At 65.3% G+C, this 26,797-nt stretch carries 21 protein-coding genes; 9 read left to right on the top strand and 12 right to left on the bottom strand.

All coding sequences use genetic code 11. The features are described from left to right. Positions 1 to 61 precede the first annotated feature (61 nt). Positions 62 to 1,486 carry a type I glutamate--ammonia ligase gene (gene glnA, locus JOF48_RS18760; protein WP_209683602.1) on the bottom strand — a complete coding sequence of 475 codons (1,425 nt, stop codon included), beginning with the start codon at positions 1,484 to 1,486 and terminating at the stop codon, positions 62 to 64. A gap of 180 nt (positions 1,487 to 1,666) precedes the next feature. On the opposite strand from glnA, the gene JOF48_RS18755 reads away from it, so the two are divergent. Then, on the top strand, positions 1,667 to 2,104 hold the full coding sequence (locus tag JOF48_RS18755; protein ID WP_209683600.1) for an RDD family protein: 438 nt from the start codon (positions 1,667 to 1,669) through the stop codon (positions 2,102 to 2,104). 392 nt (positions 2,105 to 2,496) lie between these two features. Here the strand turns inward: JOF48_RS18755 and JOF48_RS18750 are convergent, their stop codons facing one another. From JOF48_RS18750 to lipB, 3 genes are read right to left on the bottom strand one after another with little or no spacing between them, the layout of a single operon-like run. Next, on the bottom strand, positions 2,497 to 3,258 hold the full coding sequence (locus JOF48_RS18750) for a DUF4191 domain-containing protein (RefSeq protein ID WP_209683598.1): 762 nt from the start codon (positions 3,256 to 3,258) through the stop codon (positions 2,497 to 2,499). Positions 3,259 to 3,289: 31 nt separating this feature from the next. Then, positions 3,290 to 4,306, bottom strand: coding sequence for a lipoyl synthase (gene lipA, locus JOF48_RS18745; protein WP_209683596.1), 1,017 nt, complete (start codon positions 4,304 to 4,306; stop codon positions 3,290 to 3,292). Beyond that, positions 4,303 to 5,028 carry a lipoyl(octanoyl) transferase LipB gene (gene lipB, locus JOF48_RS18740; protein ID WP_342591307.1) on the bottom strand — a complete coding sequence of 242 codons (726 nt, stop codon included), beginning with the start codon at positions 5,026 to 5,028 and terminating at the stop codon, positions 4,303 to 4,305. Before lipB ends, lipA begins: the two co-directional genes overlap by 4 nt. 103 nt (positions 5,029 to 5,131) lie before the next feature. Here lipB and JOF48_RS18735 point away from each other — a divergent pair, with 103 nt between their 5' ends. After that, positions 5,132 to 6,856, top strand: a complete 1,725-nt coding sequence (locus JOF48_RS18735) for a serine/threonine protein kinase (protein ID WP_209683592.1) — start codon at positions 5,132 to 5,134, stop codon at positions 6,854 to 6,856. 158 nt (positions 6,857 to 7,014) lie between these two features. Here JOF48_RS18735 and JOF48_RS18730 read toward each other — a convergent pair whose 3' ends face one another. Further along, a complete protein-coding gene (locus JOF48_RS18730; RefSeq protein WP_209683589.1) occupies positions 7,015 to 7,443 on the bottom strand; it encodes an OsmC family peroxiredoxin in 429 nt (142 codons plus the stop codon). Between the two features lie 107 nt (positions 7,444 to 7,550). On the opposite strand from JOF48_RS18730, the gene JOF48_RS18725 reads away from it, so the two are divergent. Further along, positions 7,551 to 7,898 carry a VOC family protein gene (locus tag JOF48_RS18725; RefSeq protein WP_209683586.1) on the top strand — a complete coding sequence of 116 codons (348 nt, stop codon included), beginning with the start codon at positions 7,551 to 7,553 and terminating at the stop codon, positions 7,896 to 7,898. A gap of 128 nt (positions 7,899 to 8,026) precedes the next feature. Here the strand turns inward: JOF48_RS18725 and JOF48_RS18720 are convergent, their stop codons facing one another. The 4 genes from JOF48_RS18720 to JOF48_RS18705 all read right to left on the bottom strand — a co-directional run bounded on the left by JOF48_RS18720 (position 8,027) and on the right by JOF48_RS18705 (position 13,608). Then, entirely contained in the window at positions 8,027 to 8,377 is a 351-nt protein-coding gene (locus JOF48_RS18720) for a hypothetical protein (RefSeq protein ID WP_209683584.1), read from the bottom strand. Positions 8,378 to 8,547: 170 nt separating this feature from the next. Further along, positions 8,548 to 10,281, bottom strand: coding sequence for a 2-oxoglutarate dehydrogenase, E2 component, dihydrolipoamide succinyltransferase (sucB, locus tag JOF48_RS18715; RefSeq protein WP_209683581.1), 1,734 nt, complete (start codon positions 10,279 to 10,281; stop codon positions 8,548 to 8,550). A gap of 140 nt (positions 10,282 to 10,421) precedes the next feature. Beyond that, positions 10,422 to 11,804 carry a dihydrolipoyl dehydrogenase gene (gene lpdA / locus JOF48_RS18710; protein ID WP_209683578.1) on the bottom strand — a complete coding sequence of 461 codons (1,383 nt, stop codon included), beginning with the start codon at positions 11,802 to 11,804 and terminating at the stop codon, positions 10,422 to 10,424. Between the two features lie 280 nt (positions 11,805 to 12,084). Next, positions 12,085 to 13,608 carry a leucyl aminopeptidase gene (locus JOF48_RS18705; RefSeq protein ID WP_342591306.1) on the bottom strand — a complete coding sequence of 508 codons (1,524 nt, stop codon included), beginning with the start codon at positions 13,606 to 13,608 and terminating at the stop codon, positions 12,085 to 12,087. 138 nt (positions 13,609 to 13,746) lie between these two features. Here JOF48_RS18705 and gcvT point away from each other — a divergent pair, with 138 nt between their 5' ends. From gcvT to JOF48_RS18680, 5 genes are all read left to right on the top strand, one after another. After that, complete coding sequence (gene gcvT / locus JOF48_RS18700) at positions 13,747 to 14,880, top strand: glycine cleavage system aminomethyltransferase GcvT (protein ID WP_209683572.1); 1,134 nt, start codon at positions 13,747 to 13,749, stop codon at positions 14,878 to 14,880. Positions 14,881 to 15,011: 131 nt separating this feature from the next. Continuing rightward, positions 15,012 to 15,968: a proteasome assembly chaperone family protein gene (locus JOF48_RS18695; protein ID WP_209683568.1), complete on the top strand. Its 957-nt coding sequence runs from the start codon at positions 15,012 to 15,014 to the stop codon at positions 15,966 to 15,968. Between the two features lie 124 nt (positions 15,969 to 16,092). Then, on the top strand, positions 16,093 to 17,460 hold the full coding sequence (locus tag JOF48_RS18690) for an MFS transporter (protein WP_209683565.1): 1,368 nt from the start codon (positions 16,093 to 16,095) through the stop codon (positions 17,458 to 17,460). 240 nt (positions 17,461 to 17,700) lie between these two features. Beyond that, positions 17,701 to 18,978, top strand: a complete 1,278-nt coding sequence (locus JOF48_RS18685) for a DUF4192 domain-containing protein (RefSeq protein WP_209683562.1) — start codon at positions 17,701 to 17,703, stop codon at positions 18,976 to 18,978. A 257-nt stretch (positions 18,979 to 19,235) separates the two neighbouring features. Then, positions 19,236 to 20,504, top strand: a complete 1,269-nt coding sequence (locus JOF48_RS18680; RefSeq protein WP_209683559.1) for an RNA polymerase sigma factor — start codon at positions 19,236 to 19,238, stop codon at positions 20,502 to 20,504. Between the two features lie 85 nt (positions 20,505 to 20,589). Here the strand turns inward: JOF48_RS18680 and JOF48_RS19935 are convergent, their stop codons facing one another. From JOF48_RS19935 to JOF48_RS18665, 3 genes are all read right to left on the bottom strand, one after another. Next, complete coding sequence (locus JOF48_RS19935) at positions 20,590 to 23,460, bottom strand: helix-turn-helix transcriptional regulator (RefSeq protein WP_209683556.1); 2,871 nt, start codon at positions 23,458 to 23,460, stop codon at positions 20,590 to 20,592. 103 nt (positions 23,461 to 23,563) lie between these two features. Then, on the bottom strand, positions 23,564 to 23,827 hold the full coding sequence (locus JOF48_RS18670) for a hypothetical protein (RefSeq protein ID WP_209683553.1): 264 nt from the start codon (positions 23,825 to 23,827) through the stop codon (positions 23,564 to 23,566). 379 nt (positions 23,828 to 24,206) lie between these two features. Beyond that, positions 24,207 to 24,431 carry a DUF7455 domain-containing protein gene (locus JOF48_RS18665; protein ID WP_209683551.1) on the bottom strand — a complete coding sequence of 75 codons (225 nt, stop codon included), beginning with the start codon at positions 24,429 to 24,431 and terminating at the stop codon, positions 24,207 to 24,209. 192 nt (positions 24,432 to 24,623) lie between these two features. Here JOF48_RS18665 and JOF48_RS18660 point away from each other — a divergent pair, with 192 nt between their 5' ends. Beyond that, positions 24,624 to 26,744 (top strand): DNA gyrase/topoisomerase IV subunit B, encoded by a 2,121-nt coding sequence (locus tag JOF48_RS18660; protein WP_209683548.1) that lies wholly within the window; start codon positions 24,624 to 24,626, stop codon positions 26,742 to 26,744. The last annotated feature ends 53 nt before the right edge of the window (positions 26,745 to 26,797 follow it).

The raw sequence follows: 26,797 nt of genomic DNA, 5'->3' as shown, positions 1-26,797 counted from the left end.
AACATTAAACAAATGGGAGGGCCGGAACGCAATGTTCCGACCCTCCTGCATTCATGAGCGGCTAGCAGCCGTAGTAGAGCTCGAACTCATACGGGTTCGGGCGCAACTGCAGCGGCTTGATCTCGTTTTCGCGCTTGTAGTCGATCCAGGTGTCGATCAAGTCCTGGGTGAAGACGCCGCCGGCCTGGAGGAACTCGTTGTCGTTCTCCAGGGCGACCAGGGCCTCTTCGAGCGACTCGGGGGCCTTGGGGATGTCCTTGGCCTCCTCAGGGGGCAGCTCGTAGAGGTCCTTGTCGATGGGTGCCGGTGGTTCGATGCGGTTCTTGATGCCGTCAAGGCCTGCCATCAGCTGCGCGGCGAACGCCAGGTACGGGTTGGACGAGGGGTCCGGTGCACGGAACTCGAGGCGCTTGGCCTTCGGGTTGGATCCGGTGATCGGGATGCGGATGCCGGCGGAGCGGTTGCCCTGCGAGTAGACCATGTTGACCGGGGCCTCGAAGCCCTTGACCAGGCGGCGGTAGGAGTTCACCGTGGGGTTGGTGAAGGCCAGGACGGCGTCGGCGTGCTTGAGCAGGCCGCCAATGTACCAGCGGGCCATGTCGGAGAGGCCGGCGTAGCCCTTCTCGTCGTAGAACAGCGGATCGCCGTTGTTCCACAGCGACTGGTGGCAGTGCATGCCGGAGCCGTTGTCGCCGAACACGGGCTTGGGCATGAACGTGACGGACTTGCCCCAGGCCCAGGCGGTGTTCTTGATGACGTACTTGAACTTCTGCATGTCATCGGCTGCGTGGACCAGCGTGTTGAACTTGTAGTTGATCTCTGCCTGGCCGGCGGCGCCAACCTCGTGGTGGGAGCGCTCAACCTCGAGGCCGGCAGCATCCATTTCAAGGCACATGGCGTCGCGCAGGTCGGCCTGGTGGTCAATGGGTGCAACCGGGAAGTAGCCGCCCTTGACGGGGGTCTTGTAGCCCAGGTTGCCGCCAACTTCTTCGCGGCCGGTGTTCCAGTAGGCCTCTTCTGAATCGATCTTGTAGAAGGAGCCCTTTGCGGAGGATTCATACTGGACGTTGTCGAAGACGAAGAATTCGGCTTCAGCGCCGAAGAAGGCGGTGTCGGCGATGCCGGTTGACTCCAGGTACGCCTCGGCCTTCTCAGCCACGCCGCGGGGGTCGCGGTGGTACGGGTCGCCGGTGCGCGGGTTCACGATCGAGAAGTTCAACGCAAGGGTCTTCTCCTTGCGGAACGTGTCAACGAAGGCGGTCTTGGGGTCCGGGATCAGCTGCATGTCTGATTCCGCGATGCCCTGGAAACCCCGGATGGAGGAGCCGTCAAAGAGCTGGCCGTTGACGAAGAAGTCAAGGTCAACGGTCTTGGCAGGCACATTGAAGTGCTGCTGGACGCCTGGGAGATCTGTGAATCGAATATCGACGAACTTCACATCTTCGTCTTTGATGAACTGGAGGACTTCTTCCGCGTTCTTGAACATCTACGCTCCTTGGCGCTGGGGATTGTGGCCGGCTCGAAAACGGCCGTGGTGCCTGTGCAACGAATACAAGCCTAGAACAGGGCGATTACTTCACCGTGTCGGAATTGTTTCCGGCACGTTACAAGCCCTCCGACTTCCGTGGATTCCGCCGCGCAGGACGCACACCGGTAGGCTGGAGGGGTGGTAAATCGTAAAGACATCGGTTCTTGGCTCAGCGGCCCGGACACTTCCAATATATCGAAATTTCCGGGCGAACGTTTGGGGCAACCAGAATCTGGACCTGGCTCAATGGCCCGTGCCGGCCGTCGCATTCTGGCCATTTGCATTGACTGGGGCCTGTCGCTGCTCATTTCCAACGCCTTCTTTGGCGGCGACCCCACGGCAACCCTCGCCGTCTTCGCTGTGGAGCAGATGCTCCTGGTTGGCTTGCTCGGCTACAGTGTGGGCCACCGCATCATGGGCATCGAGGTGGTCAAGCTCGACGGCCGCCAGCCCAGCCTGCTCGACGGCGTCATCCGCGCCGTGCTCATCTGCCTGGTCATCCCGTGCATCATCGTCGATGCAGACCACCGCGGCCTGCACGACCGCGCCATCAAAACCATCCTGATCCGCCGCTGAGCGCATCAGCCCGCCAGCACCCCCGGTACGCCGGGGGTGCTGTTGTTTAACGGGTGTTTCTTTTCCTGATGCCCGACGCCGGACCCGCCTTCCCGGAGCACCCGCACCTTGCGCTGTGCCCGGTTTTGGCAAGGCCGGTCCGGAGTTCCCGGATACAGCCAACTGCCATGCGACCTTCGGCTGAAACAGCAGTTCGTGCGACCGCCCAGGCTGGCTCCATCGCATGTGCTGCTGTTTCAAGTTCCCCTTGGTCAAGGAGCGCGGGTTCCAAGTATGCTGCCCGGCACCACGCGCATGGTCGCTCCCTGGCACGTGGCACACTGGGCCGCGGCCGGCACGGCACAAAAATGCCCGGTGGGAAGTCCCACCGGGCATTGAATGTTGAGCAGTCGTCAGCGGCCGCGTGCCGCCTTGCGGTCGGGGCGTGCCTTGTAGGGGTCGATCCCCTTGGGAATGGGCAGCTTGTTGCCCATGGAGGTGATGCGCTTGTTGACGGCGCTGACCTCAACCTTGGTCAGTTCCTTCTTCAGCTTGCCCATCTTCTTGGTGACCTGGGCGATCGGAACCTGGCCCTCGCCGCGGCCCGTCTCAATGACGGTGACGGTGACGTTGGGAAGGATCCGGTTCAGGCGGCGCCGTTCGGCGTCAACAAGGCCCTTGACCCGGGTGGAGGGCCCCTCGGTGACCAGGACAATTCCCGGCTTGCCGATGGCGCGGAACACCACATCCTGCGTGCGCGGGTTCACGGAGGCAGGCTGCTCATCGAAGATCCAGCCCTTCTTCAATGCGCTGAGCGCAGCGCCCGCGGCTCCGGCCTTGCCCTCAATCTGGGCGTAGGCGGCGCGCTCGGCACGGCGGGACATGATCAACAGGGCGGCAAGCACGCCCAGCGGGATGCCCACCAGCAGGCCGGTGATCCAGTTGTTCAGCCAGAAGCCGATGCCGAAGCAGATGGCGATGGGGAGCAAGAACGCCCCGATCATCAGCCACGTGATCATCGGGTCAGACTTGCGGGTCATCTTAAAGATGTCCACCATCTGCTTGATGCGGCTGGGCTTCTTGTTCTTCTTCGGCTTCTCAGCCTTGGGCTTGCGAGCGAAGAGTGAACGCTTGGAGTCGTCGGTGTTGCTGGATGGGGAGTCAGTTTTGGCCATAGTGATTCAATTCTAGCGGGTTCCGGCGGACTTATTGTGCGGCCAGCAGCGAGGCAGCTTCCTGCCGCGTGTGCCCTGAATCTTCAATGCCTTCGGCAATGTGTGCAAGGTGTTCTGGAATGTCCAGCCCCTTCTTGCGCATGGCCGTTGCCCACAAGCGGCCGGCCCGGTAGGAGGAACGGACCAGCGGCCCGGACATGACGCCGAGGAAGCCGATTTCCTCCGCCTCCTGGGAGATGTCCAGGAACTCCTGGGGCTTGACCCAGCGGTCCACAGGCAGGTGGCGTTCGGAGGGACGCAGGTACTGCGTGATCGTGATCAAATCGGTCCCGGCGTCGTGCAGGTCCTGCAGCGCAACTGAGATTTCCTCGCGGGTCTCGCCCATGCCCAGGATCAGGTTGGACTTGGTCACCATGCCCTGGTCGCGGCCCTGGGTCAGGACATCGAGGGAACGGTCGTAGCGGAAGGCGGGGCGGATGCGCTTGAAAATGCGCGGCACCGTCTCCACGTTGTGCGCGAACACTTCGGGCTTGGACTCGCAGATGGCCGTGATGTGCTCCGGCTTTCCGGAGAAGTCCGGGATAAGAAGTTCGACGCCGGTGTTCGGGTTGAGCTCATGAATCTTGCGCACCGTCTCGGCATAGAGCCAGACGCCCTCGTCCTCGAGATCGTCGCGGGCGACACCGGTGACGGTGGCGTAGCGCAGGTTCATCTTCACCACCGAGCGGGCGACCTTGGTGGGCTCGAACATGTCGATGGGGGAGGGCTTGCCGGTGTCGATCTGGCAGAAGTCGCAGCGGCGGGTGCACTCGGAGCCGCCGATCAGGAACGTGGCCTCGCGGTCTTCCCAGCACTCGAAGATGTTGGGACAGCCGGCCTCCTCACAGACGGTGTGCAGTCCCTGGCCCTTGACCAGGTTCTTCATGGCGATGTATTCGGTGCCCATGGACACCTTTGCCTTCATCCAGTCGGGCTTGCGCTCAACGGGGACGGCGGCGTTCCGCTGTTCAATGCGCAGCAGCTTGCGTCCTTCGGGTGCCAACGTCACAGCAGTGCTCCTTCTGCCCGGCCCGCTTCCGCTGCGCCGGGGGTTGTTGCCTCTTCAGGCTCAATGTCGGTGATGAGTGGTGCCAGGAACTTGGCGGTGGCTTCCTTGAGCACCGGCAGCAGTTCCCGAGTGGTGATGTCACGGCCGGTTTCCACGGCCATGGTGGTGGTGCCGGCGTCCTGGATGCCGCAGGCAATAATCTGGTTGTACGGTGCGAGGCTGTTGTTGGCGTTGATGGCGATGCCGTGCATGGTGACGCGGTCGTGGACCCTGATGCCAATGGCGGCTATCTTGCGGTCCGGTCCCTTCTCATCCTCCAGCAGCCAGATGCCGGCGCGGCCGTCCACGCGAACGCCTTTGATGCCGAAGTTCGCCAGCACCTCGATGATGATGTCCTCGAGCGCATACACATAGGCGCGGATGCTGTGCGCATCCACAAGCTTCACGATCGGGTACATGACCAGCTGGCCCGGACCGTGCCACGTGAGCTTGCCGCCGCGGTCAACGTTGACCACCGGCGTTCCGTCAAAGGGGCGTTCGTGGTCTTCGGTGCGTTTGCCTGCTGTGTACACGGCGGCGTGTTCCAGCAGCAGCACCGAATTCGGTGCACTGCCGGCAACAACGGCGGCGTGGAGTTCGCGCTGCTGTTCCCACGCACCGAGGTAGTCGATGAAATGAGGGGCAAATCCGAGTTCTGAAAACTGAAGACTCATAGGAGCCACTTTAGAGGACGATGCATGTTCGCCTAAATCAGAAATCTGTGGACGGCACCCTGCCTGTGGATAACTTCGGGCAGGAATGGCCAAACAGGTCTACTACTTGTATATGGAAACTTTTCAAGCACAAGGGGTGCCGGACCGCCCACCGGACCTTCCCGGCTTTGATGCCGTGCGTTGTCTGGGCCGCGGCGCCCAGGGCGAGGTCTGGCTCATGGCCCCGCACGACGGCGGTGAGCAGGTTGCGGCCAAATTCATCACTTTGGTGCCCGGTTCCGCAGGAGATGACATGAATGCGGCGGCGGGGCGTCACAATGAAAGCCAAATCACACAGGAGTGGCGGGTCCTGGACCAGTTCCGCCATGAGCACCTTGTGGCCGTGCGGGGACTGGCGGAGGATGCCCGAGGCGTCCCAGCCATCATCATGGACCACGCTGCCGGAGGCTCGCTGGCGCAACTCGTCCATGCCCGTGGGCCCGCCACCGTGGGGGAGGCGGTCACGATTCTGACCCCCATGGGCCAGGTGCTGGCCTACCTGCACGGGCGCGGCGCGGTCCATGGGGACCTTTCGCCCGGCAACGTCCTGTTCAGCGCCGTCGGAAAGCCGCTGCTCGCCGACTTTGGTTTCGGCCGGATGCTGGGCCAGCCGCCCGTCCCGCCGGCGGGCACGCCGGGCTACCACTGCCCGCACGACATCGCCCGGGACGAGGCCGCGGACGTCTTCGCCCTGGCCGCCATCGGCTGGTTTGCCCTGACCGGGAAAGCCCCGCCCGCAACCCGGGACCGACTGCCCCTGGGCACCTTTGTCCGGGATGTGCCGGCCGAGCTTGTGGCCGCGCTGGAGGCCGGACTCAACGAAGACTCCACCCGGCGGCCCACGGCGGCCGCCTTCGCGCAGGCGGTGTTTCGCAGCGCGCCGGCCGAGGCCCTGGCCCTTGGCAGCGCCGTCCACCCCAGCGTGCTGCCACAGCTGCCCACCCGGCACCAGTCAACGGGCAGGGGGTTGGCCGGCCGTCCGGGGAGGGTGCTGCACAGGAAGTCCAGGGGCCGGTGGCGCCCTGCCACCGTGCGTCGGCGGGCGCAAGGCCGCGGTGGTTCCGGCCGTGTCCCGGGTCTGTCAAGGATGTGGACCAGCGGAAACAGGGAATCGTCTGCGCCGCGCGGCAGGGCGCGGAGGCTGTGGCTGCTGGCCGGTGCTGCCGCCATGGCCTCAATTCTGCTGGCCACTGCCATGGTGCTGGGGCGGGAGTGGGGCGGGCCGGGCAATGATGCCGCAGCCGGTGCACCGCCCGAAGCTGCCCCGGCCGCGGCGCCAGGAACGAACATGGCCTGGGCCGGTGCGCTTCCACCCAAAATTCAAAGGGATCTTGCTGCGGCTGAGCCGGTCACGGCGCTCCATGCGCTCGCCTGGCTTCGTTCCTACGCACTTTCCAACGCAGACCAGGAGCTGGTGGACATGGTCAACGTTCCCGACTCGAACGCCCTGGCCGCCGACAGTGCCATCGTTGGCGAGTTGGCGGCCCGCGGCCACCGGCTGACCGGACTGGACATCACTGTGGCCGAGGCCCATGCCGAGGGGGACGCAGATGCGGGCTCGGCCCCGGCGCAGGAGGGCGCTGCCGGAACGCCCAGCACCGGCACTGCAATGCCCCCTGCCGGAACCAAGATCACCGTGGAGGCCACCGTCAACATCAGCAGCTTCGCTGAACAGGACAAGGCAGGGGTGCTCATCCACAACACGACGGGGGAGCAGACGCAAGAACTGGACTTCATCCTGGCGAATGTGGACGGGCGCTGGCGCATCCAGCAGATTCTTGCCGCAGTAACGCGGTGATGGTGCAGCCGGCCTCGGCGCCGGTGCCCGCCCGGAACACCGCAGGCCGTGCGGCCCTGCGGGACCGGAACATCGTCCGGCCGGGCAGGGCCGCACGGCCTGCAGTTTCAGGGCGCTTGCCCAGATGGTGCCCCGGCATTGGTGCCGCAGGCAGTGGACTACGCTTCCAGCGTTGCCTCGAGGGTGATCTCGACGCCCGCCAGTGCTGCCGACACGGGGCAGCCGGCCTTGGCGGCGTTGGCAATCGTGTCGAAGTCTTCCTGGCTGATGCCGGGGATCTTCGCGGCAAGGGTCAGGTGGCTGCCGGTGATGCCGGTGCCGGGGACGAAGGTCACGGCTGCACTGGTGTTGACGTACTCGGCTGCGTGACCGGCCCCGGACAGCTCATGCGAGAAGGCCATGGCGAAGCAGGAGGAATGGGCCGCTGCGATGAGCTCCTCGGGGCTGGTCTTGCCGCCGGCAGCTTCGGTGCGTGCCTTCCAGGTGATGTCAAAGGTGCCCAGTCCCGAGCTGTCCAGGGTGACCTGGCCGCCGCCGGTGGGAAGGTCGCCGACCCAGCCTGCGTGGGCGTTGCGAGTTGTAGCCATGTTAACTCCTCAAGAAGATTCCAATGGGTGCGAGCCGGCAAAAGCATGGCCCGCACATCCACCTTAGGCTCTTGTCCGCCGCCAATCGAAGTTACTAGAATCCACGTATGATTAAACTCTCAACAATTGTCATCAATACGAACAATTCTGCGCCTCTGCGTGACTTTTGGACGGCATTCCTGGGGACCACGGTGGCCTCTGCGGAGGACGGGTTCACATGGCTGGCTGCAGAACCCGGCCAGCCGCGCATCGCCTTCCAAGAGGTCGCCGATCCCACCGGCGGGCGGCGGCGGCTTCACCTGGACTTTGAGGCATCGGACATGGATGCCGAGGTGGCCCGTGCCCTTGAACTGGGCGCAACAACAGTCGAGGAACATACTTTTCCAGGGTTCCGCTGGGCTGTCCTGGCCGATCCCGACGGAAATGAGTTCTGCATTTCTCCCGAGCATGGCTGACAGCCGCCCTTCCCGGCAGGTGTCTTAACGCAAAACAGCACGTCCCCGGCTCGGCCGGAGGAAAACTCCGGCGCGCAGGAACGTGCTGTTGGGCGGGTGGGCGGTGCCGCGCCCGCCTGGAGGAGCTGCTAGACCCAGAAAACGGCCACGGCGATGTTGATGAACGCCATGCCGCCCACTGCGTGGGCCAGTCCCTTGGCAACGGGCTCGCCGTTCTTGACCTTGCGGCGGCCGATGAAGGCGGCAACCGCCACGACCAGGGCGATGATCAGCTTGACGCCGATCTTGAAGTTGTTGACGTCGCCGTCGCCCATCTCCGCCAGCCCCACCAGGAGCAGGCCGGTAACGAGCTGCGTGAGCGCACCAATCCACTGCCACTGGGTCACAGTGGGTGTCTTGAACGCGGCAAGCCAGCCGCCCACAATCGCAGCGGCACCAAGAATATGCAAAAACACGAGCACTAAGCGTAAGAAGTCCATGCCCCCAGCTTATGCAACTTGCTGACACAGTGTCTATCAAGGTTTGCCTTATGTGGCCAACATGACACGGGCCAGAGAAACAAGACAACCCATGCAACAACGTCTGACACAACAAAAGCGGCCGGCGACCTGGAAAATCCAAGCCGCCGGCCGCCGTCGTGCGCCAGGTGCTACAGGCCCAGGTCAGCCTCAAACGCGCCATCTTCCAGACGGGCCTTCAAGGTCTGCAGGAAGCGGCCGGCGTCCGCGCCGTCCACCAGGCGGTGGTCGTACGTCAGGCACAGGTACATCATGTGGCGGATGGCGATGGTGTCATCGCCGTCAGCGTTGGTGATGACCATGGGGCGCTTGACGATCGTGCCCGTGCCGAGAATGGCCACGTTGGGCTGGTTGATGATCGGGGTGTCGAACAGGGCGCCAACCGAACCGATGTTCGTGATGGAGAACGTGCCGCCGGAGAGCTCGTCCGGACCGATCTTGCCGCTGCGGGTGCGCGAGGCAACATCGGCGATCCTGCCGGCCAGGCCGGCGAGGTTGAGGTCGCCTGCGTTGGAGATGACGGGTACCAGCAGGCCCTTGTCAGTGTCCACGGCAATCGCCAGGTGCTCGGCGTTGTGGTACGTGATCTGCTGGGTTTCCTCGTTGTACTCACCGTTGACCGAGGGGTGGACCTTCAGCGCCTCGGTGACAGCCTTGGCGATGAACGGCAGGTACGTCAGCTTGGTGCCGTTGACGGCCTGGAACTGGTCCTTCGACTTGGCGCGCAGCTTGACGATGCGCGTCATGTCGATCTCGTGGACCTGCGTGAGCTGTGTGGAGGCTTCCAGCGACTCGCGCATGCGGCGGGCAATCACCTGGCGGATGCGCGGTGCCTTGACCGTGGTGCCGCGCAGTGAGGAAGGCACGACGGCGGGAGCCGACTTGGCTGCCGGGGCGGCGGCTGCTGCGGGGGCCGGGGCGGCAACGGCCTTGGCGGCCTCTGCTGCTGCAACGACGTCCTGCTTGCGGATGCGTCCACCAACACCGGTGCCGGTGACGGTGGAGATGTCAACGCCGTGCTGGTTGGCAAGCTTGCGCACCAGGGGAGTGACGTAGTTGGACTCGGCGCCTGCAGCCGGGGCGGCGGGAGCTGCCACGGGTGCCGGGGCGGCCACGGGTGCCGGTGCTGCCACGGGTGCCGGGGCGGCCACGGGAGCGGGTGCTGCCACGGGTGCCGGGGCGGCCACGGGAGCGGGTGCTGCCACGGGTGCCGGAGCGGCTGCCGGTGCCGGGGCTGCCGGGGCTGCCGGGGCGGCTGCGCCAGCGGCGCCGATGAGTGCCAGGACGCCGCCAACCTCTGCGGTTTCGTCTTCCGGAACACGGATTTCCAGCAGGACGCCAGCCACGGGGGAGGGGATCTCGGTGTCGACCTTGTCGGTGGAGACCTCGAGCAGCGGCTCATCGATCTCGATGGTGTCGCCGACGGCCTTCAGCCATCGGGTGACGGTGCCTTCGGTGACCGACTCGCCCAGTGCGGGCAGGACCAGCTCGTGGGCATCGCCGGCCGGTGCTGCTGCAGGGGCTGCCGCGGGAGCCTCTGCTGCGGGGGCCGCGGGGGCCTCTGCAACCGGTGCCGGCGCCTCTGCCACTGGTGCGGCTTCCGCCGCGGGGGCGGCCGGGGCTGCTGCCCCGGTGCCGATGCGCGCCAGTGTGGCGCCCACTTCCGCGGTCTCGTCCTCGGGCACCAGAATTTCTTCCAGGATGCCGGCGAAGGGCGACGGGATCTCAGTGTCCACCTTGTCGGTGGAAACTTCCAGCAAGGGCTCGTCCACTTCGACGCGGTCCCCAACCTGCTTGAGCCACCGTGTGACGGTGCCTTCGGTGACGCTTTCACCCAAGGCGGGCAAGTTCACGGATTCAGACATTTCGTCCCCGTTCTCCTTCTTCTGCGCTGCATTCGCCGTTCATGTTGTGCATCGAACGCGAAAAGCTTTGTGAATTCTAAGTTTGGTTTTCAGCTTAGTGCACCCGGCGTGGACGCCGGGTGCACCAGTGCGGATTGTTGCTAGCCGTGGAGCGGGCGGCCGGCCAGGGCCATTGCCGCTTCGCCCAGGGCTTCGTTCTGGGTGGGGTGTGCGTGGATGAGGCCTGCAATGTCCTCCGGGTAGGCTTCCCAGTTCACGATCAGCTGTGCCTCACCGATCTGCTCGCCGATGTGGCTGCCGATCATGTGGACGCCCACAACCGGGCCGTCCTTTTCGCGCACGAACTTGATGATGCCGCCGGTGCCGAGGATGGCGCTCTTGCCGTTGCCGGCCAGGTTGTACTCCGTGGACTCAACGTTGGCGTCGCCGAACTTCTCCTTGGCCTGCTTCTCGTTCAAGCCTACCGAGGCAATCTCGGGGTCGCAGAAGGTGACCTTGGGGATGTTGATGTCTTCAACGATGACCGGGTTCATGCCGGCAATTTCCTCGGCCACGAAGATGCCCTGCTGGAAGCCGCGGTGTGCGAGCTGGACGCCGGGGACGATGTCGCCCACTGCGTAGACGTTGCCCACGCCGGTGTGCAGGCGCTCGTTCGTGATGACGAAGCCGCGGTCGATCGTGACGCCGGCCTCCTCGAAACCGAGGCCTGCGGTGGACGGGCCGCGGCCGACGGCAACGAGCATGATGTCTGCTTCGAAGGTCTTGCCGTCAACCAGGGTGGCCTTGACGCCGTTGGCGTCCTGCTCAACGCCCTGGAAGAAGGTGCCGGTATTGAACTTGATGCCGCGCTTGCGGAAGGTGCGCTCGAGGACCTTGATGATGGAGGCATCTTCGTTCGGGACCAGTGAGGCCATGCCTTCGATGATGGTCACGTCAACGCCGAAGGACTTCCAGACGGAAGCAAATTCGACGCCGATGACGCCGCCGCCAAGCACGATGGCGCTCTTGGGCAGGGTCTCCATGGAAAGGGCCTCGTCGGAGGTGATGACCTTGCCGCCAATTTCCAGGCCCGGGAGGCTGCGGGAGTAGGAACCCGTGGCCAGAACAATGTTCTTGCCGGTGTAGTTCACGCCGTTCACGGTGACGGTGTTGGCTGCGGTCAGGCGGCCTTCACCTTCGATGACCGTGACGCCCTTGCCCTTGATCAGGCCCTGCAGGCCCTTGTACTTGCCGGCGATGATGCCGTCCTTGTACTTGTTGACGCCCACCAGGTCGATGCTGTTCAGCTGGCTGTTGACGCCAATGGAAGCACCTTCACGTGCGTGGTCGGCCACCTCTGCTGCGTGCAGCAGCGCCTTGGTGGGGATGCAGCCGTTGTGCAGGCACGTGCCGCCCAGCTTGCCCTTCTCCACCAGACCAACGGTCATGCCCAATTGCACGGCGCGCAGGGCAGTTGCGTATCCGCCGCTGCCACCGCCGAGAACCAAAATATCGAATTCTTGTCCAGCTGCCTGTTCGGCCACTTGACGCTCCCTCGCGTTCGGGTGACGCGCGCGTTTTCGGCGCGTCATCTCATCAATTATTGAGAGAAGTCTGGGAATCCTGTTGGAACCGCCCAGGCTTCTTCGAAGTCAAAGACAAATACTTTCAGCATTTACCTTACGTCAGTTGTTCCCTGCTGTGCCGTCGCCGCTGTCACAGTAAAGGCGAATGTGGTAATACTCACTTTGCCAGACAGCGTGGCGCAGCCCCTGCCTCTCGCTGGGGCAGGGGCTGCGCCGGAACAGCATGGGGCACAGCAGGCTATGCGCTGCGGGCCACAACATCCTCAACGTAGGCAATCAGTGTGCGCACCGACATGCCGGTGCCCTGCTTGGGCGTGTAGCCGTAGGCAGCCCCCTCATTGAAGGCGGGGCCGGCGATGTCCAGGTGGGCCCACGGGATGGTCTCCCCATCCTTGCCCTTGCCGATGAACTCCTGCAGGAACACGGCGGCGGTCATCATGCCGCCCATGCGTTCGCCGATGTTGGCCATGTCGGCCACGGGGGAGTCCAGGGACGGTCGCAGCTCCTCCGGCAGCGGCATGGGCCAGATCAGTTCGCCGGCGCGGTCCGCGGCGGCCTTCAGGGCGGCACTGACACCCTCATCGCCCATGACGCCGGCGGTGCGGTTGCCCAGCGCCATCATCTGCGCACCGGTCAGTGTTGCCACGTCGATGATGACATCGGGGAGTTCCTGCGACGCTGCGACCAGGCCGTCGGCCATGACCAGGCGGCCCTCGGCGTCGGTGTTGAGCACCTCCACCGTCTTGCCGCCCAGGATTGTCAGCACATCGGAGGGGCGGATGGCGGTGCCTGAGGGCATGTTCTCGGCAATGCACAGCCAGCCCGTGACGTTGACCGGCAGGCCCAGGGCGGCCACGGCCAGTACGGCGTTCAGCACCGCACCGGCACCGGCCATGTCGCACTTCATGGTGACCATGCCGGCGCCGGGCTTGATGGAGATTCCGCCCGAGTCAAAGGTGATGCCCTTGCCCACAAACGCCAGGGAGGCCACTGCGCGGTCCGACTTGTATTCCAGCTTGACCATGCGCGGGGGCCGCGAGGAACCCTGGCCCACGCCCATGATGCCGCCCCAGCCCTCCTTCAACATGCGCTTCTCATCCAGCACCGTCACCTTGACCGGCAGTCCCTTGGCCAGGTCCTTTGCCGCTTCGGCGAATGTTGCCGGGTACAGCCTGCTCGGCGGTTCGTTGACAAGGGTGCGGGTGGCGTTGACGGCCTTGGCCACAATGGCTGCGCGTTCGACGGCGGCCGCCAGGGCCGGGTCCTTGGCGAGGGTTGAGTGGATGGTCACCTTGGAGACGGGAGCCTGCCTGCCTTCGGTGCTCGAGTGCAGGCTGGCGTACTGGTAGCCGCCCAGCGCGGCACCTTCCGCAATGGCACCCAACTGGGCGACCGACGTCGTTGGCAGGGCAAAGACGACATGCTTGAGGCCTGCGAGCTGGCGGATGGCGGCACCTGCCGTGCGGCGCAGGGCCTCATCCGTGGCGGCCCCGTCCCTGAGCTTGCCGATCCCGGCCAGGACCAGGATCTTGGCGCCCGTGTCGGGCAGGCCGGGCAGGCGGACCACCTGGTCGGCGGTGCCCGTGACGCCCAACGAGGACAGGGAGGCCTTGAGGGAGGTCAGCGCGGCGGGGGAGATGGGGGCGTCGAGGATCACGGGTCCGTCAGCACCCTTGCTGACGGCGATCACGAGGGCGTCGGCGGACACCTTCGACAAGTCGGAGCTCACAACGTGGAAGCTGATGGGTTCTTTCGCACTCACTGAAATTTTTTCCTCACTTTGAGTTGCTGCGGAATGGTGTAGCTGCCTTCCGATCGTATCGCCATCGCGCCGGCATTGCCCGTTGGCGGCCCCGGCGCAGGATGAACCCGGCGCCCCGCCTGCGGTACCGTATGAGCCATGAGTGAAAATAGCGCAGAACTTCTGCAAGGACCGCTGCACCAGTGGCATGTCGACCATGGTGCAAAGATGGCTGAATTTGGCGGCTGGCTGATGCCGCTGCAGTACGACGGCGGCGGCGTGGTCGCCGAGCACACGGCAGTTCGCACCGCCGTGGGCCTGTTTGACGTCTCGCACCTGGGCAAGGCTGAAATTCGCGGCGCCGGTGCCGTGGCGTTCGCCAACAGCTGCCTCTCCAACGATCTTGGCCGCATCGCCCCCGGCAGCGCCCAGTACACGCTCGCCCTGACGGAGGAAGGCACGGTCACCGACGACCTCATCGCCTACCTGCGCTCTGACGAGGACCTGTTCCTGATCCCGAACGCCGCCAACACCACCGCCGTTGTCGCAGCGCTCGAGGACGCACGGGCATCCGCCGGTGCGTCAGTGGAAATTGAGAACCTGCACCGGAAGTTCGGCGTATTCGCCGTCCAGGGCCCGGCGGCCAACGCCGTAATGGCGGCCGTGGGCCTGCCGCAGCCCTCCGATTACATGTCCTTCGTGGACGCCACCGTGAGCATTGGCGGGCAGGACATCGCCCTGACCGTCTGCCGCACCGGCTACACCGGCGAGATCGGCTACGAGGTTGTTCCTGCCTGGGCAGACACGGCCGTGGTCTGGGCCGCCCTGGCCGAAGCCGTGGAGCAGGCCGGGGGCCGCCCCGCCGGCCTCGGCGCCCGCGACACCCTGCGCACCGAAATGGGCTACGCCCTCCACGGCCACGAGCTCTCCACGGAGATCACCGCCGTCGAGGCCGGAGTGGGCTGGGCAGTGGGCTGGAAGAAGGACGCATTCTGGGGCAAGGAGGCGCTCACCCGGCAGAAGGCCGACGGCGCACCACGCAAGTCCGTCGGGCTGCTTGCAACCGACCGCGGCGTGCCGCGCGCTGACGTCGACGTGCTCGATGCCGACGGCGCCGTTGTGGGCCGCACCACCTCCGGCACCTTCTCACCCACCTTGGGCAACGGTGTGGCTCTGGCCCTGGTGGACCCGGCTGTCCAGCTTGGCGATGCACTGGCCCTGGACATTCGCGGCCGCCGGCTCGGCGTCACGGTGGTCAAGCCCCCGTTCGTGCAGGTCAACGTCAAGGCGTAGCGAACCACCGGCACCGCACCCCGCCCGCATGCCGCGCACGCCCTCCCCGCCATGGGCCGGGGCGGGCGAGGAATGATTGGGCGGCGTGCGGTGTTGTGCTGTTCAGAGTTTGCAAGCTGCCGAGGAAGATCATGAACATTTCTGAGTACACCCCTTTCCAAGACCCGGATTCCCTCTACGTTGTCAATGAAGAGTTGGCGGCCGACGAGGAACTTCGCGGTGCCAACCTGCTCATGTCCTTCACCGGTTTTTCCGACGCCGGCCACGTTGTCACCCAGATTTCCAGTGAACTGAAGGAGCAGCTGCCCGCGGAGCCGCTGGCCGTTTTCGACATCGACCAGCTGGTTGACTACCGCTCGCGGCGCCCCCGCATCACGTTCACTGAGGACCACCTGAGCGACTACCGGGCGCCGTCGCTGGTGCTGTACAAGATGGCCGACGCCCTCGGCACGCCCTTCCTGTTCCTGGCTGGCAGCGAACCGGACCTGCAGTGGGAACGGTTCTCCCACGCCGTCCTGGGCCTTGTTGAGCGCTTTGACGTCAACCTCGTGGCCTGGGTGCATTCGGTGCCCATGCCTGTCCCGCACACCCGCCCCATCGGCGCCACCGTCCACGGCAACCGGCCGGACCTCATCGAGGGAATCTCGGCGTGGAAGGCCACCATGGACATTCCGGCCGCCATCGGACACCTCCTGGAGGTGAAGCTGGCCGCGGCGGGCCGCAACGTGGTGGGCTACGCCATCCATGTCCCGCACTACCTGTCCGACGCCGAGTACCCGCCCGCCACCGTCGCCGGCCTTGAGTTTCTGGGCGCCGCTGCCTCACTCATGCTTCCCAGCGAACGCCTGCGCGAGGCCGGGCGGGCTGTGGAGCGCCAGATCACCGAGCAGGTGGAGGGTTCCGCCGAGGTTGCCACCGTGGTGACGAACCTGGAAAAGCAGTACGACGAGCATTCCGACGGCGTGGCCCGCCGGTCGCTGTTGGCGGGGGACAACGACGAACTGCCCGGCGCCGACGAACTGGGTGCAGCCGTGGAGGCGTATCTGGCCAGCAGGGATGCCGGGACACACGGCGGGTCCGGGTCCTGAGCCGGTTGGCAGTGCCCCTGCCGGCGGCGGCGGCCAAACCGTCCATGGCAGCGCGGGCGAAGTTGTCGGCGGCGCCCGGACCGGAGGATGGGGCCAAGCCGTCCATGGCCGCTCGGTGGTCCGAGTGAACGGTACGCGCGCCTGGCTGGTGTGGGGAGTCGGCGTTTTCGCCTACCTGGTCGCCATCACCCAGCGGACGTCCTTCGGGGTGGCCGGGCTTGCGGCCACCGACCGTTTCAGCGCCACGGCCTCGGCGCTGTCCGCCTTTACCGTAATCCAGCTCATCGTCTACGCCGGGCTGCAGATTCCGGTGGGTGTGATGGTGGACCGCTTTGGCCCGCGCATCATGATCGCCACGGGTGCCGCGCTGATGGCCGTGGGGCAGCTGCAGCTGGCAGCCGCCGAGTCCGTCCCCGCCGGGGTTGTGGGCAGGATCTTTGTTGGCGCCGGCGACGCCATGACCTTTATTGCCGTCATCCGGCTCATCCCCCTGTGGTTCCCTTCCCGCCGCGTCCCTGTCCTGACCCAGTTGACGGGGCAGCTGGGGCAGGTCGGCCAGCTCATCAGCATCGTCCCCTTTGCCTTTGTCCTGCACCATGGTGGCTGGAGCCAGGCCTTCGTGGGGCTGGCTGCCCTGGGCTTGCTCGCCTGCGTGCTTGCGGCGGCGCTGTTGCGCAACGCGCCGCCCGGCGCCCCGGCCGCCACCACCAAGAGGAGCTTCCGGGAAACAGGCACGGACCTGGGCACGGCTTGGCGCCAGCCCGGGACGCGGCTGGGCTTGTGGAGCCACTTTGCCACCCAGTTCTCCGGCACCGTTTTTGTCCTGACGTGGGGCTACCCCTTCCTGGTCTCCGGCGAGGGCCTCACACCCGCCACCGCCAGCGTGCTGTTGAGTCTGTTCGTGGTGGTCGGCATCATTTGCGGTCCGTTCCTGGGCAGCTGGGTGGGACGCCATCCGCTGCGACGCTCCACCATGGTGCTGGCCGTGACCATTGCCATCACCGCGGTGTGGCTCGCCGTCCTGTTGCCGTCCGGCCCGGCGCCGCTGTGGCTGCTCGTTCTACTGGTGCTGGTCCTGGCCATTGGGGGACCGGCATCCATGATCGCCTTTGACTTTGCCCGCACCTTCAACCCCTCCCACCGGATCGGCACCGCCACAGGCATTGTGAACGTGGGCGGCTTCTTTGCCGCACTCGTCACCATGTACATGGTCGGGCTGATCCTGGACCTGCTCAACGGGGCCGGCGTCTTCAGCGGCGGCCTGTATTCGCTCGACGCCTTCCGTGTGGCGTTTTCCTTCCAATTCATTGTGCTCGGCATCGGGATAGCCGGCGTCGTCGCATCCCGGGGCAAGGTTCGACGGGCCATGGCCGAACGTGGCGAGCGCGTGCCCCCGCTCCGTGTAGCGCTGGCCGACAACAGGCGCCGGCGCAGCCAGTTCCGCTCCGAACAGCGCCAGGAGCGGCAGGAACGCCAGGAACGCAGGAACTGACCGGAGCATCTGCCTTCTCCGCACTGTCAATGGGACTGCTCGGTCGCCCACACTGCCCACACACGCCCCGGACTGCCATGGCTGTCCATGGGCCTGCGCGGACTCCGAGGTTATCCACAGGTGCGCTTTGTCAATGCCGAAACACGCAATCATGCGGATGCGGGCGTGTGCTATCCACAGATTTGCCGGTTCGGGCGGCCGGGCCTGTTCCACGTCAAGGTGGCGCGCCACGCTTGAATCATGGGAAAGCAAATAGACAAGATCAAAGTCAGTGCCGGCGAGGATCTCCTGGCATTCATCCCCCACATTCTGGGGTACTGGCCGGAGCGCAGCATCGTGTGCATCGGCATGAACGGCAAGCGGCTTCGGGCCACCCTGCGCATGGACCTGCCACCGGAAGACATGAACGATGTGGCCGGCTTTGCCGCGGTTGCGGCCTCGCAGCTGGCCAGCGACAGGGAAGCGGACGGCTGCCTCATCGCCATTTTTGGTGTTGACGATTGGTATTCGCCCCGCGACCTGCCGCAGCAGGGCCTCTATGAGGATCTGCGGGAGGCGTTCGAAAAGTTCAGGCTGCCGGTACAGGACGCCTGGTATGTGGGACCAAACTTCTGGCGAAGCCTGGAGTGCGCCAACGAACGTTGCTGTCCGTGGCCGGGCAAGGACAATGCCTCCATCAGGGAGAGCTTTGTCAACGCGGAATTCATCTACCGAGGCAGCCTGGTGCGGGAAAGTCCGCAAGAGCAGATCCAGACGCTCATCACTGTGTCGGATGAGTCCTTTGCCCGCAGTGTGGCAGTGGCTGGCGAGCAGTTCAGGGACACGCTGCAGAACTCCGGGTCCGGAGCCCGCCAGCTCGGCGTGACACTCGGCGCCTGGGAAATGGCGCTCTATCAGTGGCCCAAGCGGCCTGACGCGTCCATGGCGGCGTTCCTGCTGGCCAGCCTTGGTGCGGTGGCCGTCCGCGACGCCGTCATCGTGGCGATGGCCACCGGTCCCAATTCGGCCATGGCCGGCGCCGCCGCCACAGGAACGCTGAGGCCCGACGACGCACCACTCCAGGCGCCCGTCAACTGGTACGGCGGCAACCAGGCGGAGGGGTGGGACGCCGCCATTGAGGACGTCAGTGATGAAGCGGTCATGAGGGCCGCTGCCGACTACGGCAACATCTTGGTTGGTGAGGTCTGTGGCGGGCATGGTTCCCGTCCCCTGGGGCCGGACTGGAACAGGCTGGCCAAGGCCGAGCAGCTCCTGCAGTTCCTCGCCGGTGCAACGGGTTCCGCCGACAAAGCGCCCGTGCTTTGCCTGCTCGGCTGGATCGAGTGGTGCCGCGGCCGGGGCACGTGGGCCGGCAACTACTTCCACTTCTGCGACGAAATCCAGCCGGGATACCGTCTGGCGCAGCTCCTGGACCGGCTGCTGTCTGTGGGATACGTCGCAGCCTGTGCCAAGGACCCTGCCACAGCGTGGCATGGGCAGCGGGATGATGATCCCGAAACCACGGAACAGGCCGCATGAAGTGAAGCAGGCACGGGGCAAATCATGAGACACTGGTACATAAGACCCGGTTGGGTCCGTGTTGATGCAGTTTCATGAGTTGGACAAAAGGACCGGAAGATTTTTCTTCCACAGTTGCGGGAACAACGCAGCCGTGCCGGGAGTTATACCCTGTGACCCTCCAAGCGAATGTGCTGCGCCAAGCATCACGGACTTGACAGGGTCATAGTGGTGTTGCCCGAAGGTAACTCCACAGACCGCCGTAAGAAAGGTTTTCTGTGTCTGCTACTGCCAAGAGCAAAGTCTCCAAAACCAAGGAGATCGAGGACCCAGCATCGTCAGTTGACGCACCGCTGACACCAGCACAGAAGCGTGCTGCCACCATTGCCGCCAACAAGGCCGCCAAGGCCGCCGGTGGGGACGCTGCTGCGCCCGCCGCCAAGAAGGCCGCCCCCGCCCGCCGCGGAAAGGCTGCGCCGAAGGAGGAGGAAGAAGACACGTCCTCCGACTCCGCCGTCGACGATGACGACCAGGAGGAGACCGCGAAGGAACGCCCGGTTGCCACCGGAACCGGCTTTGTCTACTCGGACTCCGATGACGACGACGCACCTGTGCAGCAGGTCATGTCAGCCGGTGCCACCGCCGACCCCGTCAAGGACTACCTGAAGCAGATTGGCAAGGTTGCGCTGCTCAATGCCGAGCAGGAAGTCGACTTGGCCCTGCGCATTGAGGCAGGCCTCTACGCCAACGAGAAGCTGCAGGCGGATTCCGCCAAGATGAACCCGCAGCTCAAGCGCGATCTCGAGCGCATCGTCCACGACGGCAAGCGTGCCAAGAACCACCTGCTGGAAGCCAACCTGCGCCTGGTCGTATCACTGGCCAAGCGCTACACCGGCCGTGGCATGCTGTTCCTTGACCTGATCCAGGAAGGCAACCTGGGCCTCATCCGTGCCGTTGAGAAGTTTGACTACACCAAGGGCTTCAAGTTCTCCACGTACGCCACGTGGTGGATCCGCCAGGCCATCACGCGCGCCATGGCCGACCAGGCCCGCACCATCCGCATCCCCGTGCACATGGTCGAGGTCATCAACAAGCTGGCACGCGTGCAGCGCCAGATGCTCCAGGACCTGGGCCGCGAACCCACGCCCGAGGAATTGGCCAAGGAATTGGACATGACCCCGGAAAAGGTTGTTGAGGTCCAGAAATACGGCCGCGAGCCCATCTCCCTGCACACGCCCCTGGGCGAAGACGGCGACTCCGAGTTCGGTGACTTGATTGAAGACTCCGAAGCCGTTGTTCCGGCCGATGCCGTGTCCTTCACCCTGCTGCAGGAACAGCTGCACTCCGTACTGGACACGCTGTCCGAACGTGAAGCCGGCGTTGTCGCGATGCGCTTCGGCCTGACCGACGGGCAGCCGAAGACTTTAGACGAAATCGGCAAGGTCTACGGCGTAACGCGCGAGCGCATCCGCCAGATCGAATCGAAGACCATGTCCAAGCTGCGCCACCCGTCCCGTTCACAGGTGCTGCGCGACTACCTGGACTAATCCCCGGCGGCATGCACGGAAGACTAACCCGCTGCAACCGCCGTGGACCCGGCCAAATGGCCAGGTCCACGGTGGTTGCAGCGGGTTAGTTTCGTTTCGGGGCCGTGCGGGCCCTACCCGCCGCCTCTGTGCGGCTGCCCGCATTCAACTTCCTCATGATGGCGGATACGTGGACACTGGCGGTCTTGGGGCTGATGAACAGCCGGGAGCCGATGTCCTTGTTGCTCAGCCCTTCCGCCACAAGCTCCAGCACCTGGGCCTCCCGCGCCGTCAGCTCGTTGGTGTTGGGGCGTGCGCTCTGCCCGTCGAGGTTGAGGCCGCTGCGGATGGCAAATTCCCGGGCCAGGGCCGGCACCATGCCCGCGCCGAGCCGTTCGGCGTCCCGGATTGATTCTTGCAGCGCCGCCACTGCGCCCTTCCTGTTGCCGGAAATGAATTCGGCCTGGCCCAGGCGCATTGATATGTAGCATCGCAGGTTGGCCGGCAGCAGCTGGCACTTTTCGGCTGCATGGCGCCAGGGCGCGGGGTCACTCCCAGCCCCGTCACCACCGCCGAGTTCCGCCTCGAACAGCGCAGCCCACGCGGCTTGGGTGGGCCATGGCGCGTCGGCGTCCATAACGGCACGCAGGCGGGTTTCGTCCTCGGCGTCCGGGGCTGCACCTGCAGACCGGAGGGCGGCAAGAATCCTTGCAGCCACCGCCAGCAGGGGCAGGTCGTAGCCGGGAAGCCGCCGGAAATCTGCACTGAACACAAATGACGCCTCCTGCCACGCCTCGGCCAGCTCGCCATTTCGCCAGGCGAGTTCCGCCGCCATCATGGCGAGCGGGGTGCGCGACTGCATCTCAACCCGGGCCAACTCCCGCAGCAGCGGCTGCCACTGGCGAAACAGCAGGCCCGCCGTTTCGGTGTCGCCGCTCCACAGTGTTGACCAGATCTTGGACCGCAGCAGGTAGGCGCGGAAGGAACTGGGCGGCGACAACTTCAGGTTGCGTTCCAGGATTTCGTTTGCCTTGTCCCAGTCGCCGCGGGAAAAAAGCGGTTCAACGGCGTTGGACGACATGATGGCCCCCGTGGTGCGCTCCACGCCAAGCGCCCTTGCCTGGCGGATTCCCTCCTCGGCAATGCTTATTGAATCGTCGTACAAGCCGAGCTGGTTCAGGGCATCCGAGTAGTTGATGCGGTAGCGCAGCATGGCGTCGCTGTTGCCCTCCGCCAGCTCGCGAGCCACGGAGAGGTCCTGCCGCCAGCCCTCCACGTCGCCTGCCATGGCACGGGAGCTGCCCCGGAGGTTGGCGGCGATGGATTGCTGCTGCCGGTCGCCGTCTGCCGTGGACAGTTCCAGCGCTTCGCTGGAAACCTGAATGGCATCTTCCAGCCGTGCCTCAAGCATGCAACGTGCGGCGAGGTGGTTGAGCAGGGTTGCGCGCAGTTGGTCATCGCTGCCCCGTGGGACAAGGGAGAGGGCGCGAAGCAGCAAATCGGCCGAACCTGGCTGTGCGTTGAACCCCAAGTACCGGGCTTGGTCGGCCAGCAGCCGTGCCAGGCCGGCACCGACTGCGTCTGGCTGGGCAGCGGCGAGCCGGATCATGGCCAGCGAGCGTTCACCGTTGCCTGCCTGGTTGTGGGCCGACGCCGTGCGTGCCATGAGTGCGTAGCGGTGCATCCCTGCCACGGACTCCGCGCCGGCGACACTGTCCCAGAGTTCCAAGGCCCGCTCACCCATGCGGGCCGCCGTTGAATAGGCGTAGCCGCGTTCTGCCTCCGCAACCGCCGCAATCGAGGCACGGAAGGTTTTTTCCTGGGCGTTGGCGGCATGCCAGTGGTAGGCGATTTCGACCGAGTCCAGGCCGCCGGACCCGGCAGCCTCAAGCGCCTGGGCGTAGCGGGTGTGAAAGCGCGTGCGCTCGCCCGGCAACAGGTCGGCATGGATGGCCTCACGGACCAGGGCATGGCGGAACGTGTAGGACCCGCCGTCCAGTCCGAGCAGGTTGGCCCTTTGTGCCGTGCGGGCCGACTCCTCAAATTCCTGCACGTCCCTGTCGTAGGCGGCCAGTGCCTGGGCATGCGGGACGCAGACGCCGCCGGCGGCAAGGACGCGCAGGAAATACTGCACCTCGTCGGACATGCGCTCATACCGCGCCAGCAAAAGCTCGGTGAGGGTATCGGGCAGCTCGGCGCTGGCATCGCAGTCGTCCAGCCCCAACAGCTCCTCCACAAAGAATGGAATGCCTTCGCTGCGGGAGTAGACATTCTCCAGCAGCTCGTATCCGGCGTCCTTGCCGGTGATCGCCTCCACCTGGAGGCGTACCTGGTCCTTGTCGAGCCGGCCCAGGCGAATGATTTTGGCAAAACGGCCCCGCTCGGCCTCAGCCAGGAACTCTCTCAGCGGATGTCCGCGGTTGATCTCGTCGCTGCGGTAGCTCATGACCAGCAGGAACTGGCCGCCGTTGAATGCGCGCAGGACAAAACGCAGCACCGCCAGTGTGGCGTCGTCGGCCCAGTGCAGGTCCTCAATGACGACGACGGCGGGCCTGCTCGCGCTGGCCCGTTCCAGGACAGTGCTGACCGCCTCAAGCACGCGGTTGGCGGTGGGGGAGCCGTCGGGTTCGGCGCCCACTTCAGGCAGCAGCAGCGCCAGTGCGTCGCGCCCGGGCCCGGCAAAGTCGACCACGGCGTCCAGCCCCAGCTGCGCCACCAGTGAACGAAGGACTCCCGTCAGGGGTGCATAGGGTGTGGCCAGGCTGCCCAAGTCCACACACTGGCCGGTGACGACCAGCGCCTCCTGGGATGCGGCCGACAGGAACTCGCGCAGCAGGCGGGTCTTCCCCAGCCCCGCCTCGCCGCCGATTACAACAGCCTGGGGCTTGCTGAGCCGCGCCTCCGCAAAGGAGTCCATGAGGGCTGCCATTTCGGCGTCCCTCCCGATCATGGCTGCGCTGGCCGGGGGTTGGTTCATCTTCCAATCCTGCCACGGACTGAGGTCCATTGCAGCCGCAGGCGCTGCCTTCCCGGGCCTGGATTCTGCCGTGCGTGCAGCGCTGCCGGGCATGGCTTCCGCCCTACCTGGCATGGATGCCGCCGCGGGCGGGCTCGGCCGTACGGGAGTCCCGGGCCCACAACCGGTGCCACCAGCCCTGAGCGTGACGGCCCTGAATTTTCCGTGCCGCGGCAATCCGGCCATCGGCCCGACTTGCGGCGCGGTCCGCGGTGCGCCGAACCTTCGCCGCAGCCGCTGCTTCACGTTGAAGCCGGCGGCGTTCCAGGTTGACTGCGAGTTCGCGTTCGGTCTGTTGTTGGGTCATGAGAGCCATGAAGTCAGACATTGCCTTGTGCTCCTTGCAAGTGGAGACCCGGCGATTCCAGAACCCCTTTGATGTCTCAATTCTTCCGAATCAGGGCCCTGGGAACATGGGGCCGATGCCCTATCTTTGCCCGCGCCGGAAGCATCCGGTTCCTCCTAAGGTGCCTTAGCTGCCAGGTCGTCCAGGGGGCCAGGCCGCGAAACATCACGCGGCGCCTTAGCCGCCAATCTGCCCAAGGCGCCTAAGCCGCGAAAGCTTCCCAACGCGCCTGCGCAGGCCCTGCGCAGGCGCGACGGCAGCGCAAGGCAACCCTCCGCCGTCGTACTTGAAAAGGCACAAAAAAGGCGGGCCCCCGGAAAAATCCGGGGGCCCGCCGCCATGCGAAAATGCTGCGCTTGGCCTAGTCGACTGAGACCGGGGCCTTCTCGTGCAGGCGGCCCGTCTCGTCGAGCCATTCCGACGCCAGGGGGCGCAGGGTGGCCTCGACCGCGCGGGCGTGGTGGCCGCAGAAACGCAGCTCGCCGCCGGAGGACTCCAAAACTACCCGCACATATGCCTGCGCGCCGCAACGGTCGCAGCGATCAAGGGTGGTCAGCTGGGGGCTGCTGATGGCTGTGGTGGTCATGATGGCCTCCTTCGTTAGTTCCTGTACTTTATACAACCACCCCGAACGGCTTGGGCTTCCATGGCGCGGGCGACTTTCGCTAACCGCGTATCCGTGCGGTGGCGCGCGTCACGGCGCAGGCTCGTTGCCGCCTTTTGTCCGGGATGCCGTTAAACTAGCCAGTGACCTGTCTGCCCACCACCGCAAAGGAGCATGTCCACCGTGGCACGCGAGAGTTCCAATTACAGTGCACGCCATCTCTCTGTGCTGGAGGGCCTGGAGGCGGTCCGGAAACGGCCCGGCATGTACATTGGCTCCACCGACTCGCGCGGACTCATGCACTGCCTGTGGGAAATCATCGACAACTCCGTCGATGAGGCACTCGCCGGCTTTGGGCAGAACATCACCGTCATCCTTCACAAGGACAACTCCGTTGAAGTGCATGACGACGGCCGCGGCATTCCCGTCGATGTGGAACCCAAGACGGGGCTCACCGGGCTGGAGGTTGTGCTCACAAAACTGCACGCCGGCGGCAAGTTCGGCGGCAGCTCCTACGCCGCTTCCGGCGGCCTGCACGGCGTGGGCGCCTCCGTGGTGAACGCCCTCTCCGCACGCATGGACGCCCAGGTGGACCGTGGCGGGAAGACGTACCAGATGAGCTTCAGGCGCGGGGAGCCCGGCCACTTCAAGGACTCGGGCAAGTCGCTGAGCCCGGACGTCGCGTTCGAGCCGTTCACCAAGGCCTCCAGCCTGGACATTGTGGGCACCACCAAGCGCGGCGTCACCGGCACCCGCATCCGTTATTGGGCGGACCGGCAGATTTTCACGGCCGATGCCAAGTTCTCCTACGAGGAGCTTGTGGGCCGTGCCCGCCAGACCTCCTTTCTGGTGCCCGGGCTGAAGATCCGGGTGGTCGATGAGCGCCGGCTGGCCGGCACGCCCGGGGAGTTCGCCACGCACGAGGAAGTGTTCCACCACGACGGCGGCCTGTCCGAGTTTGTTGACTTCCTCTCCGTTGGCGGCGCCGTGACGGACATCTGGCGGCTGCAGGGGCACAGCACCTTCACCGAGACGGTGCCCGTGCTCAACAGCGCCGGGCACCTGGAGAGCACCGCCGTCGAACGCGACTGCGAGGTGGACATTGCGCTGCGCTGGGGCGTGGGCTACGACACCACGATGCGCAGCTTTGTGAACATCATTGCCACGCCCAAGGGCGGGCGCCATCAGGAAGGCTTTGAACAGGCCCTGCTGAAAACGTTCCGCAAGGTTATCGAGGCCAACGCGCGCAAGCTCAAGGCCGGCAACGACAAGATCGAGAAGGACGACGTCATGGCCGGGCTGACCGCCGTGCTGACCGTCCGCCTGGCCGAGCCGCAGTTTGAAGGCCAGACGAAGGAGATCCTGGGCACCCCCGCGGTCAAGGGCATCGTTGCCAAGGTGGTGGAGAAGGAGCTCAAGGCGAAGCTGGAGTCCTCGCAGCGCAACGAGAAGGCACAGTCGGCGCAACTGCTGGAGAAGGTTGTGTCGGAGATGAAGTCGCGCATCTCCGCCCGGGTCCACAAGGAAACCCAGCGGCGCAAGAACGCCCTGGAAAGTTCCTCGCTGCCCACAAAACTGGCAGACTGCCGCAGCAATGACGTTGCCAAGAGCGAACTGTTCATCGTGGAGGGCGACAGCGCCCTCGGCACGGCCAAGATGGCGCGGTCCTCCGATTTTCAGGCGTTGCTGCCCATCCGCGGCAAGATCCTCAACGTGCAAAAGGCCTCGGTGGGCGACATGCTGGCCAACGCCGAGTGTGCCGCCCTGATCCAGGTGGTGGGTGCCGGTTCCGGGCGCAGCTTCGACCTTGAGTCGGCCCGCTACGGCAAGGTCATTCTCATGACCGACGCCGACGTGGACGGGGCGCACATCCGCACCCTCCTACTGACGCTCTTCTTCCGCTACATGCGCCCCATGATCGACGCCGGGCGGGTCTTCGCTGCCGTCCCGCCGCTGCACCGGGTGGAGATCATCCACTCCGGCTCAAAGCCCAACGAGATGGTGTACACGTACTCGGAAAAGGAACTGCACACTCTTCTTGCCAAGCTGGATAAGCAGGGCAAGAAGCACAAGACGCCCATCCAGCGTTACAAGGGCCTGGGTGAGATGGACGCGGACCAGCTGGCCGAAACCACCATGGACCCGCGCCACCGCACCCTGCGCCGGGTGACGAGCGCCGATGCCGACCGCGCCGAGCACACGTTTGAGCTGCTCATGGGTTCCGATGTGGCACCGCGCAAGGAATTCATCGTGGCCGGCAGTGAACAGCTGGACCAGGACCGCATCGACGCCTAGGGGCGGGCGCCACGGCGTCGCCTCGTGGTTCGACGGCCAGAACACGGCGCACC

Source organism: Arthrobacter stackebrandtii (assembly GCF_017876675.1).
Lineage (GTDB): Bacteria > Actinomycetota > Actinomycetes > Actinomycetales > Micrococcaceae > Specibacter > Specibacter stackebrandtii.
This window is presented reverse-complemented; position numbering and strand designations above follow the sequence as displayed.

Bases quoted from the DNA above. Each gene is read 5' to 3' on its own strand.
- glnA (WP_209683602.1), bottom strand. From the start codon at position 1,486: ATGTTCAAGAACGCGGAAGAAGTCCTCCAGTTCATCAAAGACGAAGAT.
- JOF48_RS18750 (WP_209683598.1), bottom strand. From the start codon at position 3,258: ATGGCCAAAACTGACTCCCCATCCAGCAACACCGACGACTCCAAGCGT.
- JOF48_RS18735 (WP_209683592.1), top strand. From the start codon at position 5,132: ATGGAAACTTTTCAAGCACAAGGGGTGCCGGACCGCCCACCGGACCTT.
- JOF48_RS18730 (WP_209683589.1), bottom strand. From the start codon at position 7,443: ATGGCTACAACTCGCAACGCCCACGCAGGCTGGGTCGGCGACCTTCCC.
- JOF48_RS18725 (WP_209683586.1), top strand. From the start codon at position 7,551: ATGATTAAACTCTCAACAATTGTCATCAATACGAACAATTCTGCGCCT.
- JOF48_RS18720 (WP_209683584.1), bottom strand. From the start codon at position 8,377: ATGGACTTCTTACGCTTAGTGCTCGTGTTTTTGCATATTCTTGGTGCC.
- sucB (WP_209683581.1), bottom strand. From the start codon at position 10,281: ATGTCTGAATCCGTGAACTTGCCCGCCTTGGGTGAAAGCGTCACCGAA.
- gcvT (WP_209683572.1), top strand. From the start codon at position 13,747: ATGAGTGAAAATAGCGCAGAACTTCTGCAAGGACCGCTGCACCAGTGG.
- JOF48_RS18695 (WP_209683568.1), top strand. From the start codon at position 15,012: ATGAACATTTCTGAGTACACCCCTTTCCAAGACCCGGATTCCCTCTAC.
- JOF48_RS18685 (WP_209683562.1), top strand. From the start codon at position 17,701: ATGGGAAAGCAAATAGACAAGATCAAAGTCAGTGCCGGCGAGGATCTC.
- JOF48_RS19935 (WP_209683556.1), bottom strand. From the start codon at position 23,460: ATGAACCAACCCCCGGCCAGCGCAGCCATGATCGGGAGGGACGCCGAA.
- JOF48_RS18670 (WP_209683553.1), bottom strand. From the start codon at position 23,827: ATGTCTGACTTCATGGCTCTCATGACCCAACAACAGACCGAACGCGAA.
- JOF48_RS18665 (WP_209683551.1), bottom strand. From the start codon at position 24,431: ATGACCACCACAGCCATCAGCAGCCCCCAGCTGACCACCCTTGATCGC.
- JOF48_RS18660 (WP_209683548.1), top strand. From the start codon at position 24,624: ATGTCCACCGTGGCACGCGAGAGTTCCAATTACAGTGCACGCCATCTC.